This is a genomic window from Nocardia fodinahabitans (genome assembly GCF_052983615.1).
Window position 1 is genome coordinate 6898390 of the sequence record NZ_JBRJJC010000001.1, and the last position, 15239, is coordinate 6913628.

General features: G+C 69.4%; 16 protein-coding genes and 1 pseudogene. 8 read left to right on the forward strand and 9 right to left on the reverse strand.

The window, feature by feature from the left end:
- Positions 1-34: 34 nt before the first annotated feature.
- The 5 genes from NV348_RS32465 (at position 35) to NV348_RS32485 (ending at position 2453) form a co-directional block, all read left to right on the forward strand.
- Positions 35-682 (forward strand): TetR/AcrR family transcriptional regulator, encoded by a 648-nt coding sequence (locus NV348_RS32465; protein WP_447150294.1) that lies wholly within the window; start codon positions 35-37, stop codon positions 680-682.
- Positions 683-872: 190 nt separating this feature from the next.
- A complete protein-coding gene (locus NV348_RS32470; protein WP_447150295.1) occupies positions 873-1064 on the forward strand; it encodes a hypothetical protein in 192 nt (63 codons plus the stop codon).
- 102 nt (positions 1065-1166) lie between these two features.
- Positions 1167-1469 carry a hypothetical protein gene (locus NV348_RS32475; RefSeq protein ID WP_447150296.1) on the forward strand — a complete coding sequence of 101 codons (303 nt, stop codon included), beginning with the start codon at positions 1167-1169 and terminating at the stop codon, positions 1467-1469.
- Complete coding sequence (locus NV348_RS32480) at positions 1459-1839, forward strand: hypothetical protein (protein WP_447150297.1); 381 nt, start codon at positions 1459-1461, stop codon at positions 1837-1839. Before NV348_RS32475 ends, NV348_RS32480 begins: the two co-directional genes overlap by 11 nt.
- Before the next feature lie 26 nt (positions 1840-1865).
- Positions 1866-2453 carry a hypothetical protein gene (locus NV348_RS32485; RefSeq protein ID WP_447150298.1) on the forward strand — a complete coding sequence of 196 codons (588 nt, stop codon included), beginning with the start codon at positions 1866-1868 and terminating at the stop codon, positions 2451-2453.
- A 49-nt stretch (positions 2454-2502) separates the two neighbouring features.
- Here NV348_RS32485 and NV348_RS32490 read toward each other — a convergent pair whose 3' ends face one another.
- The 9 genes and pseudogenes from NV348_RS32490 to NV348_RS32530 form a co-directional block, all read right to left on the reverse strand.
- Positions 2503-3870: a hypothetical protein gene (locus tag NV348_RS32490; RefSeq protein WP_447150299.1), complete on the reverse strand. Its 1368-nt coding sequence runs from the start codon at positions 3868-3870 to the stop codon at positions 2503-2505.
- Positions 3871-3881: 11 nt separating this feature from the next.
- Positions 3882-4718 (reverse strand): ABC transporter permease, encoded by an 837-nt coding sequence (locus NV348_RS32495; protein ID WP_447150300.1) that lies wholly within the window; start codon positions 4716-4718, stop codon positions 3882-3884.
- Positions 4719-4738: 20 nt separating this feature from the next.
- Positions 4739-5687: pseudogene (locus NV348_RS32500) on the reverse strand (ATP-binding cassette domain-containing protein).
- A complete protein-coding gene (locus NV348_RS32505) occupies positions 5684-7066 on the reverse strand; it encodes a glycosyltransferase (protein ID WP_447150301.1) in 1383 nt (460 codons plus the stop codon). Before NV348_RS32505 ends, NV348_RS32500 begins: the two are co-directional and overlap by 4 nt.
- Before the next feature lie 4 nt (positions 7067-7070).
- A complete protein-coding gene (locus NV348_RS32510; RefSeq protein WP_447150302.1) occupies positions 7071-8492 on the reverse strand; it encodes a condensation domain-containing protein in 1422 nt (473 codons plus the stop codon).
- Between the two features lie 428 nt (positions 8493-8920).
- Positions 8921-10240, reverse strand: a complete 1320-nt coding sequence (locus NV348_RS32515; RefSeq protein ID WP_447150303.1) for a diacylglycerol/lipid kinase family protein — start codon at positions 10238-10240, stop codon at positions 8921-8923.
- 52 nt (positions 10241-10292) lie between these two features.
- On the reverse strand, positions 10293-10721 hold the full coding sequence (locus tag NV348_RS32520) for a DUF7144 family membrane protein (protein WP_447150304.1): 429 nt from the start codon (positions 10719-10721) through the stop codon (positions 10293-10295).
- A 294-nt stretch (positions 10722-11015) separates the two neighbouring features.
- Positions 11016-12620 carry an MFS transporter gene (locus tag NV348_RS32525; RefSeq protein ID WP_447150305.1) on the reverse strand — a complete coding sequence of 535 codons (1605 nt, stop codon included), beginning with the start codon at positions 12618-12620 and terminating at the stop codon, positions 11016-11018.
- A gap of 16 nt (positions 12621-12636) precedes the next feature.
- Entirely contained in the window at positions 12637-13170 is a 534-nt protein-coding gene (locus tag NV348_RS32530) for a hypothetical protein (RefSeq protein ID WP_447150306.1), read from the reverse strand.
- 11 nt (positions 13171-13181) lie between these two features.
- Here NV348_RS32530 and NV348_RS32535 point away from each other — a divergent pair, with 11 nt between their 5' ends.
- The 3 genes from NV348_RS32535 to NV348_RS32545 all read left to right on the forward strand — a co-directional run bounded on the left by NV348_RS32535 (position 13182) and on the right by NV348_RS32545 (position 14811).
- Positions 13182-13547, forward strand: coding sequence for a hypothetical protein (locus NV348_RS32535; protein ID WP_447150307.1), 366 nt, complete (start codon positions 13182-13184; stop codon positions 13545-13547).
- Between the two features lie 253 nt (positions 13548-13800).
- Complete coding sequence (locus NV348_RS32540; RefSeq protein ID WP_447150308.1) at positions 13801-14370, forward strand: hypothetical protein; 570 nt, start codon at positions 13801-13803, stop codon at positions 14368-14370.
- 69 nt (positions 14371-14439) lie between these two features.
- Positions 14440-14811, forward strand: coding sequence for a YybH family protein (locus NV348_RS32545; protein ID WP_447150309.1), 372 nt, complete (start codon positions 14440-14442; stop codon positions 14809-14811).
- Positions 14812-15239 lie beyond the last annotated feature (428 nt).

Sequence of the window (15239 nt, forward strand, 5' to 3'; positions counted from 1 at the left end):
AGTCGTCAGATTTGAAGGTGATTAAGATCGCGGCATGTCCGCCACAGCGAACAGGCTCGAACGCCGCAAAGCTCTCACCCGCTCGGCTCTGATCGCCGCCGGGCAACGCTTCATCGCCGAGGGCAGGCTCAACGCGCCCATCCTCGAGATAACGCAGGCCGCGGACGTGGGAATGGGCTCGTTCTACAACCACTTCGGCAGCAAGGAAGAACTGTTCGTCGCGGCGGTCGACAGCGCGTTGGAGTCGCTGGGCGACTACCTCGACTCACTCACGACCGAGCTCGCCGATCCGGCGGAGATCTTCGCCCAGTCCTTCCGGATCGTCGGCCGACTGTTTCGGCTACAGCCTGATCTCAGCCGGGTCCTGATCAACTCCGGCGCCTCGCTGATCGAATCCGAGCACGGCCTCGCGCCTCGCGCCGCACGAGACATCGCCGCCGCGACACGCGCGGGACGCTTCGTGGTCGAAGACACCGATCTGGCGATGGCGCTGGTAACCGGATCACTGCTCGGCCTCGGACGCCTGCTGCTACAGCAACCCGACCGCGACTGTGCCGTGACCGTGGACGAGATGACCGTCGGAATACTTGTCGCACTTGGCCTCTCGCGTGACGATGCCCAGGAATTATGCAGTAGACCAGTGCCGCTGGATGCCGAGACTGCGGCCGACGCTCCGAGCTGAGACTGCGACCACGGCCATGACATCGAATGCCGGGCCCGAGGCCCCGGCGGTGATCACTGACAGGGCCTCGACCAGGTCGGGCTGGAACGCGATACGGACGCAGGCGACCTGGGAAGTCGCATTGGTCAGCTGGTTGTCGAAGCGAATTCCCCCTTGGCTGAGGGAAGTTGCGGTGTGCAGCCTGACCACGGTGGCACGGATTCTCGAACTCGACGACACCGTGGCTACCATGGCGCTGAACGCGATCGGCGGCGCGCCCGGTCGAAGCAATCCCGGCGCACGCGCCACAGCCGGTGACGTTCGAGTCCTCGACGGCGCTCCGGGTGGTGAACATATCCTGCACCGCCGCCGTCGCGAGTTCAAGGCCGCCAACAACGGCTGATCGCCACGGTCACAGTACATCGGAACCCCCGGCCGGACCTCGTGTCCGGCCGGGGGTTCCGGCGTTTCCGGGCCTGTCGGTGCTGGACGATACGCTCGTCCGGTGTCAGTGAATATCGATGTCTCCCTGACTGTTCGGGGGCTCGCGGACGAACGTGAGTGGGTGGGGGCGACCGATCTGCTCATCGATGTCTTCGCGGGCGAGGGGTTGCAGCACGAGGTGTTCGTCTGGATGGGCGAGACCTCGGACGGGTTGTTCGTGCGCGCCGAGTCGGACTACCCGGTGATCTTCAGTGGCTTCTTCCGCTGGCGCGAATCGTTCGAGGCGCGACTCGTCCGCCGGGTGACCGCCCTGGTTCCCGGTGCCGACGTGGTGTTCGACTGGGGGTACCCGGATGAGGAATGACCAGACCTGGCCCGACGCGCTCCCCGACACCGCTCCGGTCATCCACCGGAACTTGCAGGTCACCGTCGGCGCCCGCACCCTGACCACCCTCACGCGCAGCCAATTGACCTACTGGCTGGGCAATCTCAGGTTCGCCCGCGGCGGCCCGTTCATGACGGTCTCGCGGGAACCGGGCGCCGGAGCCTTCATCCAGACCTACCGTCACAGCGACTCCGAGTACTTCCTCGAAACCCACGCCGCCGGCGACGACGCCCTCTCCTCGACCACCCTGTCCGACGTCGACCTGATCGGCCGGCTGATCTGGGACTGGCTCGAAGACGACCATCAGTGCCTCGACGTCATCGCGTGGGAACGACAGCAGATCCACTGACGACGCCACGGAGATAGTGTGGCGATATGACTTCGGTGGGGGAGATGCCGCGGCCGGTGCGACAACGTCCACGACCGCCCGGAGGGTGGCTGGCCATGATCGTCGTGGTGACCGCGGTGACTTGGCTCGCCGCGGCGTCCATCGTGATCACTCAGGCCGTCGGCTCGAACCTGCTGATCGTCTTCTACGCGGTGGCGACCATGCTCGCGGTGGGCATCCCGTGGTTCGTCCTGGCGGTGTTCGGCGTGGTGCGGTACCGCGCGTTCGCGGTGTCGTCGATCTTGCCGGTGATCGTCGTCGCGACGATGGTGACGGTGTCTCGAGATGTTCCGGAGCGTGTGGCGTGGCGGTTGTCCGAGGGAGCCATGACCGACGCGGCGCAAGTGTGCGCGGCGAGAACCCAGCCCACGTGGATCGGCGTGTACCGGGTCGATTCGGTGCGCCGAAACCACGACGGCGCGTGTCTGTTCCGCGTCGGCGACGGTATCGGTACCAGCGGCTTCGCCTACTTCGCGCCGGGCACCGCCGTGCCGGAACGCACCCAGGCCGAGGCAGCGATCTATTACCTGCCGTTCGACGAGGCCTGGCACGAATACGACCACAACTACTGGTGACGCCGGGTGCGTCCCACCTCGACGATCGTGACTTCGGTGACGCTGGATCTCACCAGTAGTGCGGGGTGAGGCCCCAGAAGTCGAATTCAGTGGTGAGGAGGGTGCGCAGGGTGGTGCGGGTGGGGAAGCGGTCGGGGTCGGCGCCGGTGACAGCGAGGGTGACGGTGCGGCCGTCGGTGGAGAAGGAGAGGTTCACGCCGACCTCCACCCGGCGGAACATGGCGGGGTCGTTGGTGCAGACGACCGGGCGCATGAGGACGGCGCAGGCGTGGTGGCCGGCGAAATCGGCGACGCCCTGGGCGGTTTCGCCGAGATTGGTGCACAGGCACTCCGGCGCGGTGGCGGTGCGGGCGAAATGGTGCAGCACGAAGCGGGGCAGGATCATCTGGAGGGGTTGCAGGTGCTGGAGGGCGGGGGTGGTCGCCGGGTCGCGATAGGCGGTCGCTGCCTGTTTGACTGCCGTGCGGATCGCGGCGAGGTCGATGCGGTCGGTGGTGCGGTAGCGGACCGAGATCGGCAGGCCGGTGGTGGCATTCGCGCGCGGGTCGTCGGCGGTGCGCATCGAATGGGGGATGTCGACGCGGATGTCGGCGGCGGCGCCGACGCGTCCGCTGCGCCCGAGCAGGCCCGCGCCGAGGGCGATCAGGAGTCCGTTCGTCGTGCCGGAATGTGTGGCGGCGACGGAATTCCACTGGTCCAGGGACAGCTGCACGACGACATCGGCGGGTGACCAGCGATCCGGGAGCGGCAGTAGCGGTTCCGCGGGCCGGGGAGTGCGGTCGGGCTCGGTGACGGAGCGTGCCGCGATCGCGGCACAGACACCCTTCGCCACCGCTCGGAGCTGAGATACCGCGTCGGAGACGTTCGCGCCGAACGCGTGTCGAGGTGCGCGGCCGACCAGGGCTCCGGAACTCACGGTCCGGTCGGGCTTCTCGGTCAAGCGGGCGAGCGCGTCACCGACGGCGAACAATACGGCGCCGCCGTCGGAGGCCACATGCGAAGTCACCAGCGACACCAGGGTCCCGCCCGTGGTCGTCGGCGCGGCGGACAACCGCCACACCAGACCGGCTTCGGGGTCGAAATCCACCCGGCTCTGGGCGAAATACCAATCCAGGACTTCGTCGTCGGCGACCGGCACCGCGTCCCAGCTCAGCGGAATCGATGCGGTGGCGGGCACCCAGTACGGGCGGGCGAAGGGCACCCGGGTGCCCTGGACCCGGCGGGCCAGGAAGCCGTGGGCGAGCTGGGCGTGGAAGCTGTCGAGCAGGTCGCGGCTCAAGGGCTCGTCGAACCGCCAGGCGAGCTGGTTGACCAGCGCGTTGCCGTAGAGGCTGTGCAGTTTGAGGAACAGGTCGTCGTCGGCGGTGAGCCGGTTGACGGCGGCCATGGGAGTGATCGTGGGAGCGGTGAGCGTCATGGTGGCTCCTCTCAGCGGGCACGCAGGGTGCGGACGGTCAGGGGCGCGAAGACGGCGACGACGACGAGCGAAGCCACCACCGACCAGCAGGCATCGGCGCCGATCGCACCGTCCTCGGCGAGCGTGCGGACCGCCGACACCAGATACGACACGGGGTTGTAGTCGGAGACGTAGCCGAGCCAGGTGGGCATCGACTCCTCGGGCACCAGCGCGTTCGAGGCGAAACTCAGGAACGTCAGCACCAGCATCGACATGCCCTGCACGGCGGCGGGCCGCGACACGGTGACCCCGATGAACGCGAACAGCCAGCTGATCGCGGTGGTCGCCAGCACCACCAGCACCGCGCCGGCGAGGAAGCCGACCGGATGCGCCGGTCGGTAGCCCATGGCGAAGCCGACGATCACCACCGTGGTCGCGGCGATCACATAGCGGGTGGCCCCGGCGAGCAGCGCGCCTGCGACCGGCGCCGACCGCGCGATCGGCATGGCGACGAAGCGGTCGAACACCCCCGACCTGATGTCCTCGGACAGCTGCACGCCGGTCGCGACCGACGACGTCAGCACGATCTGCACCAGCACACCCGGGATGAGGATCGGCAGGTAGGCCGCCATACTGCCCGCGATCGCGGTGCCGAAGATGCTGCCGAACAGCAGCGGCCCGACGATCGGCAGCAGGATGGCGTCGTAGAGCAGCTGGGGGCTGTGCCGGAAGGTGAGCAGCCCGCGCCAGGCCATTATGAGGGACTGGAAGAGCGCGGCGCGCAGGCTGACGTGGGTGACCCGGGGGCGGCGATCGATCGTCGCGGGCGCGGTGGCCTCGACGGCGATCTCGGCGGTGGTGACGGTCATGGTGGTCTCGGCTTCCGTGATCAGGCGGCGGCGCGAGCCGTGCCGGTGAGAGCGAGGAACACCTCGTTCAGGTCGGGTCGGTCGACGGCGAAGCCGCGCAGGGCGATGCCCGCGGCCCGGCAGGCGGCCACGATGTCGGCGGCGGTGCCGGCGTCGGTGAGCGCGACGGTCAGGATCCCGGCCGACGATCCCTCCGGCACCTCGCCGGTGAGGTCGGCGACGATGGCCTCCGCGTGCGCGGACTGGGTGACATCGGCGAGTTCCAGGCGCAGCACCTGATCGCCGATGGAGGCTTTGAGCTCGGCGGCGGTGCCCTCGGCGACGATGGTGCCCCGGTCGATGACGGCGATGCGATCGGCCAGCGCGTCCGCTTCCTCGAGGTACTGGGTGGTGAGCAGGACGGTCGCACCGCGGGCGACCAGCTTGCGGATGATGCCCCACATGCGGTCGCGGGTGTGCGGGTCCAGGCCGGTGGTGGGCTCGTCGAGGAAGATCAGCGGGGGGATCGGTGATCAGCGTCGCCGCCAGATCGAGGCGCCGGCGCATACCACCGGAGAACTGGCCGACCGGGCGATCGGTGACCGCGCTGAGCTCGAACTCCGCGAGCAGTTCGGCGCTGCGCGCGGCGGCCTCGCGGCGGGACAGGCCGAGCAGGCGGCCGAACAGGCGCAGATTCTCACCGGCGGTGAGGGTTTCGTCGACCGAGGCGTACTGGCCGGTGAGGCCGATCATCGAACGCACGGCGGTCGCCTCGCGCACGATGTCGTAGCCGAAGATCTCGGCGGTGCCGCGATCGGGACGCACCAGGGTCGCGAGCATGCGCACGGTGGTGGTCTTGCCCGCGCCGTTGGGCCCGAGCAGGGCGAAGACCGTGCCCGCGGCGACGGTCAGGTCGACGGCACCCACGGCGGTGAAGTCGCCGTAGGACTTGCCGAGTCCGGTGATCCGGATGGCGATGTCGGGGTTCATGAGAGTCTCCCTGTGGCGTCGATGAGTTCGGGGGCGACCGGGGTCAGTGCTTCGACGGTGTCGGCGGCACGCTCGACACCATCGGTGGTGAACGTCGCGGCGTAGTCGGTGGCGCGGCGCCGGACCTCGGGGGTCGAGACCCGGTCGAGTAACGCGTCGAGCCGCGGACCGGTGAGTGTGCGCGCCGGGGCGGTCGCTGCCAGACCGAGCCGTTGCAGTGCCAGGCCCCAGTAGGGCTGGTCGGCCTGTACCGAGCAGATCACTTGCGGCACACCGGCTCTCAGCGCGGCGGCGGTCGTACCCGCGCCGCCGTGGTGTACGGCCGCCACACACTGCGGCAGCACCTCGGCATGGTCGACCTGGTCGACGACGGCCACCTCCGCATCGATGCCGGGCGCGATGGCGGCCCATCCCGAGGCCAGCAGCAGCCGACGACCCCGACTCGCGCACACCGCACGCAGCATGGCGACGAACCCGGCCGGGTCCCCGACATCCATCGAGCCGAAGCCCACGTAGATCGGTGCGGAACCGGCCGACAACCACCGGCGAACCGCTGTCGCGGCGTCGGTGCCGGAGACGGAACCGGGTGGCGCCGTGGCGGTTTCGATCGACGGGATGGAGTGCTCCACCGAGCCGCCGTGACGTACGGCGACCCGGATGTCGGCCCCGGCCCCGGGCTTTGCGCGGCGCGGGCTCCGGGGGTGATCGGAATCTGTCGGTGTGGTCAGGAATCCGTCGACGTCGACCGGAAAACCGGTGAACGGCCCCGGCAATTCGTCGCGCAGGCCGGGGAACAGCGCGGGGTCGTACGCCTGGATGCGCACCCGCGACGGCGGCTCGCCCGCGGGCAGTACCGGAGCCAGCGCGGCGGCCCTGGCCCGGGCGAGCGCCGACCACCCCCAGCGGTGCACGACGCCCGGGAACCGCTGCGCCCACCGGGCCGGAACAACCGGAACGACGGCATTGGCCTGGATCGGGAAGAAGTGCATCGCCGCGAACGGCAGCTCGGTCTCCCGCGCCACCGCCGCGGCGGCCTCCTCTCCCGCCATTCCGGCCACCACCACATCGTGACCGGGCACCAGCTCGCGCAGATCGGCGACCATCTCCGGCACACCACGCCGCTGCAGGTCGAGCACGGCGCGCACGCGCGACCATGGATTGCGGGCACCGAAGCGGAGGTCGGTGCGCTGGGTGTGCAGGAGCGCGGCGCTGTCACAACCGAACGGAACGGCGGGGACGCCGTGCGCGAGCGCGAAGCCGACGAGGTTCGGTGCGAGCGCGAGTGTCACCTCGTGACCCCGGGTGAGCAGTGCGCGCGCCAGCAGGATGCCGGGCTGGGCGTCGCCCCGGCTGCCGGTGAAAGCCAGCAGTGCCCGCATCGGCTCACACCGCCTGCGCGACGACCGGCGCCGCGACCGGCGCGGGGGCGTCTAGGTGGACCGCCGCGGTGACCTCCGAGAGCGCCTCGCCGAATGCGGTGAGAAACTCGTCCATCACCTCGGCGGGCATTCCCGCGGGATACCGGGTGGACACGTAGAGGCCGTCGGCGGCCCGCACGACCCACAGGAACACCTCGTCGGTGGAGTACGACTCCGCCCGCAGGGTCCGTCCGCGCAGGTCGGCGACGAGTTCGTAGCCGGGCAGCACCCGGATGTCGAGGAAGGAGATGCCGAACCGGGGCGCGTCCTGGACGCCGAGGATGTCGAGCACCCGGGACCACGACGCATCGTTCGCGGTCCGGGACCGGCGCAACGCCGTGCGCGCGCTCTCCAGCGCCGCGGCCATCCCCGCGCCGGGCTCCACCCGGATGTCGACCGGGACGACATTGACGAACCAACCCATCGACTCCAGCCAGCGCAGATCGGGGCGGGTCGCGATCGGCATCGCGGTGCGCATCCGCTCCGCACCGAACCGGCGCTGATGGGCTACGGCCAGCGCCGCGAACACCGCCACCGACATCCGATGCCGCACCTGGTCGAGCACCGCCTCGACCCGCTCGAGCTGGTCGAGCTCGAGCACCCGCCGCGACACGCTCGGCTGCGCCAGGTCGGCGGGCGCGGGCCGGTGTGTGTGCGGGGCGAATCGCGGCATCGTGCCGTCGCCGCCGGCGAGGAACTCCCGCCAGGTCGCCACCGCGGGCGAATCGGCATCGAGATCGGCGGCGGCCGCCCGTTCGACCACCGCGAAGTCGGCGGCGCTGCCGAAGGTGGCCGATTCGCGGGCCGGCTCGCCCGCCAGCACCTCGCGGTAGAGGGTGCGCAGTTCGAGAATCAGGATGGCCTGGGAGTAGGCGTCCATTACGGAGTGATCGGCGGCCACCAGCACGGTGAAGTCCCCGGTGGCGGCGTGCTCGACGGTCGCGGCGAGCAGATGCGGCCAGACCAGCGGGGAGAGGCGCAGCTCCAGCGCGTCGCAGAGGAATTCGTTGATCCGCGCTCCGTCGGTGAGTTCCGCCACCCGCTGTTCGGCGATGCCGACCGCGGCGGCGGGGGCGAGGAGCCTGCGCGGCTCGCCCGCGGCTTCGGTACCGACGGTGGTGCGCAGCCCCTCGTGCCTGGCGTGCCAGCGGCGCAGCGTCTCGCGCCAGGCGGCGCGATCGAGCCGGGCGTCCATCTCGAAGACGGTGCCGATCCAGCGACCACGGCCCGGCCGCGGATCGGCGGGGTCGACGCTCGCGCAGTAGCCGGCGTGCACACTGGTCAGCGGGCGGTCGTCGGGCTGCCAGGCGTCCGCGGGGAGTTCCGGCGTCCAGATCGACAACGTACCGGGACGGATCTGGAATTCGGACAGGTGGGTGTATTCCATGACCGGGTTCACCTCGTGACGAATACATGCCGAAGCGGCGGAAGGCGGATTCGAAAGGGGCACGTCGATGTGTCACCACTGGTGCTCTGGAACTTCGACGGCGGACATTCCCGGGAAGCCTCGGCGGATTCGATGGTATAGCCGGAGCGGTGAATTTCATGCTTGTGATGGCTGTCACGGTTTCGCTGAACAAAACTCGACTGCCTGCGATTTATTGCGAGGGGTCGGTGGATTACGGCTGGCGCGCAGAATATTTCGGAGGGAATTATCGGCGCACAACGTTGTCCGCCGATACTTTTGTTCACCAGGGGTGGGCCGGTGATGTCGGCGTCATCACAGCCCCGGCGGGCCGTTGTCCGGTGCCGTTTCCCGTCTGTTCACCCGGCGCACTTCGGCAGCGGGTGAAATGCCGGAATCGGTGACCGGGTTCAGCGCGCCGCGCCGGCGTCGCCGCGAATGGCCAAGTCGCGCAGCCGGAGCCAATCGATCGTCGGCGGGGCGGGCGGTGTGCCCGGCCGGTTCCGCGGTACCCACACGCGCAGCGCGCCCGGTTCGATGACACAGTGCACCGGCGTGTCGAGCTGGCGGGATTCGCCGTCGACGCCGACCGGGATCTGCGGTGCGTCGGTATCGACGGTGACTTCCGTCGGCGTGCGCTGGGTCAGGCCGTTGCTGCGGGTGCGGCGGATCAGGCCGACCGCGTCGCGGGTGCTGGCGACCGAGACGGTGACCGCGCCGAGCGTGCCCCGATCGAGACGATCGCGGCGGCTCAGGCCGGCGAGATCGCTCGTGCCGTAGGGATTGTTGCTCACCAGGATCGCCTGCGGGCCGGTGACCGTCGTTCCGTCGATCTGCGCGACGAGCCGGTTGCCGGTGTGTCCGGCGAGCAGATCGGGGAGCAGGCGCAGGACCGTCGCGGTCTTGTCGTCGCGGTAGGCGGGACTGCGCACGATCTCGGCGTAGACACCGAACGAGGCGTTGTTGACGAACGGCAGGCCGTTGATCCGGCCGAGATCGACGCGCAACTCCACACCGTCGCGGAGGGCATCGAGCCCGGCGGCGGGATCGGCGCGGTCCAGGCCGAGGTCCATCGCGAAGTGGTTCCGGGTCCCCGCGCTGATCACCAGGAACGGCAGATCGTGCTCGGCCGCGACGCCCGCCACCAGTGCCTGGGTCCCGTCACCGCCGGCGACCCCGAGCAGATCCGCGCCCCGGGCGACGGCTTGCCTGGCGAGTGCTTCGACGTCGACCTGGCCCTCGAGCAGGGCTACTTCCGCGCCGAGTTCCTCGGCGCGGCGGCGCAGGTCGAACTTCTCGACCTTCCCGCCACCGGACCGCGGATTCATGATCAGGAACGGGCGCTGGGCCGGTGGGGCGGGTCGACCGGGCGTGGTGGCGTGCGATGTCCCGGCGCGCAACGCGATACGCGCGCAGACGAGGGCCAGCAGGGCCGCCGCCACGGCGAGCAGCACCACCCACAGCAGCCGGGCCCGCACGAAGGCCACCATGACGAAGATCGGCGCGAGTACCGCGATCGCCAGCGACACCCAGCGCAGCAGTCCGTACCTGGTGAGGAACCAGTACAGCGCGGCCAGCGTGACGACCACGCCGCCGGTGCCGACGATGAGCACTCCGAGGGTGCCAACCACCCCTGCGAACAGCACCGGGATCACCGCTGTCAGGGCCGCGAACAGGAAGGCGGCCCGGGCCGACCAGATGCGCAGCCGCGCCCCGGAGTCGGTGGTCATCACCCGGCCGGCCGATCGCCGAGCCGGCGTTTCGTCCGTCGCACGGGCGGACTCAGTGCTGGGGTTTCCAGGTGGAGATCGCCCAGATGATCACCACGCTGAGGGCGATGATGATCATGGACCAAGCCGGGTAGTAGGGCAGGGACAGGAAATTCGCGACGATCACCAGCCCGGCGACGCCGAGCGCACTGTACCGGCCCCAGGTGGCGCCAAGGACCAGGCCGACGCCGACGATCAGTGCCAGCACCCCGAGCACGACATGGACCCATCCCCAGGTCGTCGTATCGAACTTGTACACGTATTCGATTCCGGCGACATATATTTCGTCCTCCAGCAGCGCGGAAATGCCCTGCAGGATCGAGACCGCTGCCAGGATGAGCAGCATGCACGCGGCCGTGATGGAAATTCCCTCCGCGAAGGCTTGGCGCTGAAAGGGCTCTTCTTCGGGTGGCGCGCGATGCGCTGAGGTATTGCTGGTCATGCTCGACTCCTCGCCGTGCGGAAGGACGCCGGCCCGTCGCGAAAGGAATCGCCGACAATTCTGGCGACGATCCGATGACGAGGTCGGCGAGCGGGTTTGATTCGGTCGAAGAACATTCTGATTTTACTGAAATAGAATCCTCCGAACAAGGAATCGGGTGGGCACGGGATCATTACGTCGATGGTGGCGCCGCTTCGACGCGGTCGAGTTCTTCGTCGAGGCAGTGCCCGCCCCGCTCGCTGTCGAGCAGGGACGCGACGACGTCCAGCCAACCAGCCGGCCGAGGGGCGGACCTCACCCGGAACGGGTGATTCCCGTGGTGGGGCGACGGGGCAGCAGGCCGGTGCCGAACAGCGCCAGGATGGCGATCAGAGCGGTCACCGCGAACGCCACTTGCAGCGCCTCGAGGCGGGCGTCGGTATTGACGGACATGACGGCCTCGGCGGTGGTGTCGTCGACCCCGGCGCTGTCGAGGGCATCCGACAGTTGCCGATCCGACAGGAACGGTACGCCCGATGCCAGCTCCGTGGTGGCCTGTTGCTGCACGGAGACCGGCACCGCCGGGTTCTGCTCGATGCCGCTGATGACCGACGAGGTCAACGTCGCGATCATGATCGACCCGACCAGCGCGGTCCCCAGGGAGGCGCCGAGCTGGGTGGCGGTGTTCTGGATCCCGCCGACTTCGGAACTGCGCGAATCGGGTACGGCCGACACCGTGACCGCACCGAGCTGCGAGGCCAGCGCGCCCAGGCCCAGCCCCATCAACAGCATCGGAATGGACACCACGGCCGCCTCGGCCCCGGGATCCATGCCTGCCGTGAGCATCAGCACCCCGACGATGATCACGGCGAGGCCCCACCGGACGACCCGACGCGGGTCGGCCTGTGGCCGGAACTTGGGGATACCCACGGCGCCCAGCACCAGCGCGACCGACAGCGGCAGGATCCGCACCCCGGTCTCGACCGCGCTGAGCTCGAGCACCACCGACAGGAACAGCGGCACGGTGAAGAACACCCCGGCCTGCACGGCGAACTGCGCGAAGAACATGCTCGACCCGCCCACGAGCTGCCGGTTCCGCAACAGCGCCGGATCGACGAGCGGATCCCGGCCCCGGCTGACCAGATAGGTCTGCCTGCGCAGGAACAGGTACAGCGTGAACAGGCCGCCCAGCAACAGCCAGATGACCGCCGACAACCCGAACAGCGTGGGCGCGCCGGAGTCCGGCCGCACCCACCCCCATTCGCTCGACCGCAGCACGCCGAACACGATCGCCCCGAGACCGATGACCGACAGCGCCGATCCGATCAGATCGAGCCGCACCTGCTCGGCGGGCGCGTCCTTGACCCGGCGCAACACCAGCAGGATCGCCACCACGATGACCACCTCGCCGAAGAAGACGTAGCGCCACGACGCGAACGTCGTCACCGCGCCACCGAGCAGCGGCCCGACCGCGACGGCGATCGCGCCCGCCGCCGCGACCATTCCGTAGGCCGCCGACCGGCGCTCGGGCGGGAAGTTGCCCGCGACCAGGGAGACGATCGCGGGCATGATCAAGGCCGCGCCGATGCCCTCCAGGAGCGACCAGCCCAGCAGTAGCACCGCCAGATTCGGCGCCAGACCGGTGACGAACGAGCCGATGCCGTAGATGATCAGGCCGATCCCGAACACCCGGCGCCTGCCCACGATGGCGCCCACCTTGCCGCCGGTGATCATCAGTGAGGCCATGACCAGTGTGTAGAGCGTGATGGCGGTCTGGATGCCGGTGATCGTGGTGTCGATGTCCTCGGCGACGGTCGCCATCGACACGTTCATCACCGAACTGTCGAGGGTCATCAGAAACTGTCCGGCGGCCAGGACGACCAGGACGAGCGAGCTGGACTTCACCGGTGGCTCAGACATCCGGTCCTCCTCGGTATCAGTGGGTCAGGACGACTTTGATCGCCACCACGGTGGTGGCCGCGCAGCCGAGCAGCATCGCGCCGAGCAGTGTCGATCTGTCGGGGTGTTTGCCTTGGAGTCGCCGGATGACGAAGACGATGCCGGCGATCCGCACCAGCATCACGACCTCGGCCAGCACCTGCGCGGTGCGCGGCTGGAGCCAGCCGACGGCCGCGGCCGCGAGTACCGCGCACGGCAGCACGGCCGAACTGAGAATGGGCAGCGAATCGCGCAGATGCGACCAGTGCTGCGCCATCGGATCCGCCTGGTCCTGCCGCACCGACCGGCCGACGCTCTCGGCGAAGGTATGCGCGATGAACGTGGACACCGCGCTCCCGAGGACGACGAGGATGCCGACATTCTCGGCGGACGGCGCGACCGGGATCAGGGCGGCGAGGATCAGCACGTTCCCGTAGATGTAGGCGCTGATGCGAGTGGCCGCATTCCGCTGATCGAGGGGGTCCCGGGAGAACAGGGGTCTGTGCAGGAGCTCGTGCCTGGTGCCTTCCATCTGTCCTCACCGTGTTCGTCGGGCGCTACCGGTCTCACGTCGGAAAGGTTTGCTACCTCTGTACTGTATGCGCGGGCCGCGACGGCCGCGAGGATCTGCCACCCGCGTCGTCGCCGGAACTCGGCCGCGATCGCCTGTCGTCTCGATCGTCCGGCGAATTCGTCGCCGACGGAATTTCGCCGCTGTGGACCCGCTCGGAAATGCGCCCGCTCGGTAATCGACCGGCCTCCGTGCTCGCCGCACGCAGAACTCGAGCACCGGGCATATTTCGCGTCGGCAACGCTCTCACCTGCCGAAACGTCGATCGCTTTGTCGGCGAGACGAATCCGCGCGGCGGCTCGCTGGTAATGCTCCAGTGCGCCGAGATCGCGTCGTGATCGGCGGTGACGAGTTGCTATGGTGGGCAAGCGAATCGTTCATCCGAATGTTAGGAAGCTTGATGGGAAGCACTGCTCTCGACGTCATTGCCCTGCTGGTCAACCGTGCCGCCGGTTTCTGGAACTGGATGGCGACCGGCTCGGCGGGATTCCCGCCGCTGTGACGGTGTGACTTGTGCGCGTGAAACCCCGGAAAGCCGTCGGCGTTCCGGGGTTTCGCCGTTTCCGGGAGGTGGATCCGTAGGGTGGGCCCATGACGAGCGTGGAGACCGCGACCGGGACACCGCCCCGGCGCTGGGTGCTGGTGATGCGCACTTCGGCGGCGGTGGCGGCCGGGGCGATCGTCGCGCTGCTGCTGAACGACGCCACCGAGTTCGACCTGCTGATCACGGTCGCCGCGGTGTTCGCGCTGCTGGTCGCCGGGGTGCTGTGGATGGTCTGCGCGCCGATCGGGTGCGCGCGCTACCGCCGCTACCGCACGGTGCTGATCGCGCCGCTGGTGGTGCTGGCCGGGATCGGCGCCGCCGTGGCGGGGATCCCGGATCGGGTGGCGTGGTGGCTGTCGGAGTCGGCGCTGACCGAGGCGGCGCAGGGGCCGTGCGACGAGGCCGCCGCCGGCTGGATCGGGGTCGTCCGGGTGTACTCGGTCACCGGCCGCGACGGCGGCTGTCTGTTCGGGATCGGTGACTCCCTCGGCGGCCTGGCCCACTTTCCCGCCGGTGCCCGGCCGCCGGTGCACGTCCCCTCCGCCTATCAGCCTGTCTACACCCCGTTCGACGGGAACTGGTACCGGTACTCCGTCGATCTGCACGACGGGCACTGAGACGGTCGTCCGGTCCTGTCGTACCCCGGCGTTACCGTTGGCGCACAGCCCATGTCGAGGAGGGTGACGATGACCGACAGTGTCGACGGTGTGCGCGAACGAGCGCGGCGTCCGGAGGATCTGAGCCGGCTGGTGGTCGAACGGCTGAACGCCGGTGACGTGGACGGCCTGGTCGAATTGTATGAATCCGACGCGGTGCTCGCCCTGCCGGACGGTGTGGTGGCGACCGGTATCGCGGAGATCAGAGCGGCCTATGCGCGGCTGGTCGCGGATCGGCCGGTGTTCCAGCTCGGTGCGCAGGCGCCGGCACTGCGCGCGGGCGACCTCGCGCTCACCTCGTCCCGGTTGCCCGGCGGCACGGGGGCGACCGTCGAGGTCGCGCGCAGGCAGCCGGACGGTAGCTGGCGCTGGATCCTGGATCAGCCGAACGTGCTCGGCTGAGCGGGGCGGCGGTGTCCAGAATGTTGGACATCGGGAGGGCCGGCAGCTCCGTAGCGTGGTTCTCGGGTCGGGACCAGCATATCGAGGAGGCCTGTACGCACTACTGGGTTCTCGCGCTGGCCGTTCCGGACTATCCGGAGCCGGCTGCCCGCGTGCGTTCCGACCGATCGAAGGCCAGGCGCAGGCTCGAGCAGCTGCGCGCCGAATTGTTCCGCTGGTCGGACGGTACCTCGCGGTCCTTGCTGACCGGCGACGGCGGCACCGCGCTGATTCCCGGCGATGTCGATGCCGACGAACTCGACCCGCTCTTCGCCGCGCTGACCGACGCCGCGGGCGTGCCGATCACCGCGGCGGTCGCGCACTGCACAGCGACGCGCTGCCGACCTGGGTGGACCGGACGCACAGCCACGGTCTGTGGCGGCTGCGGT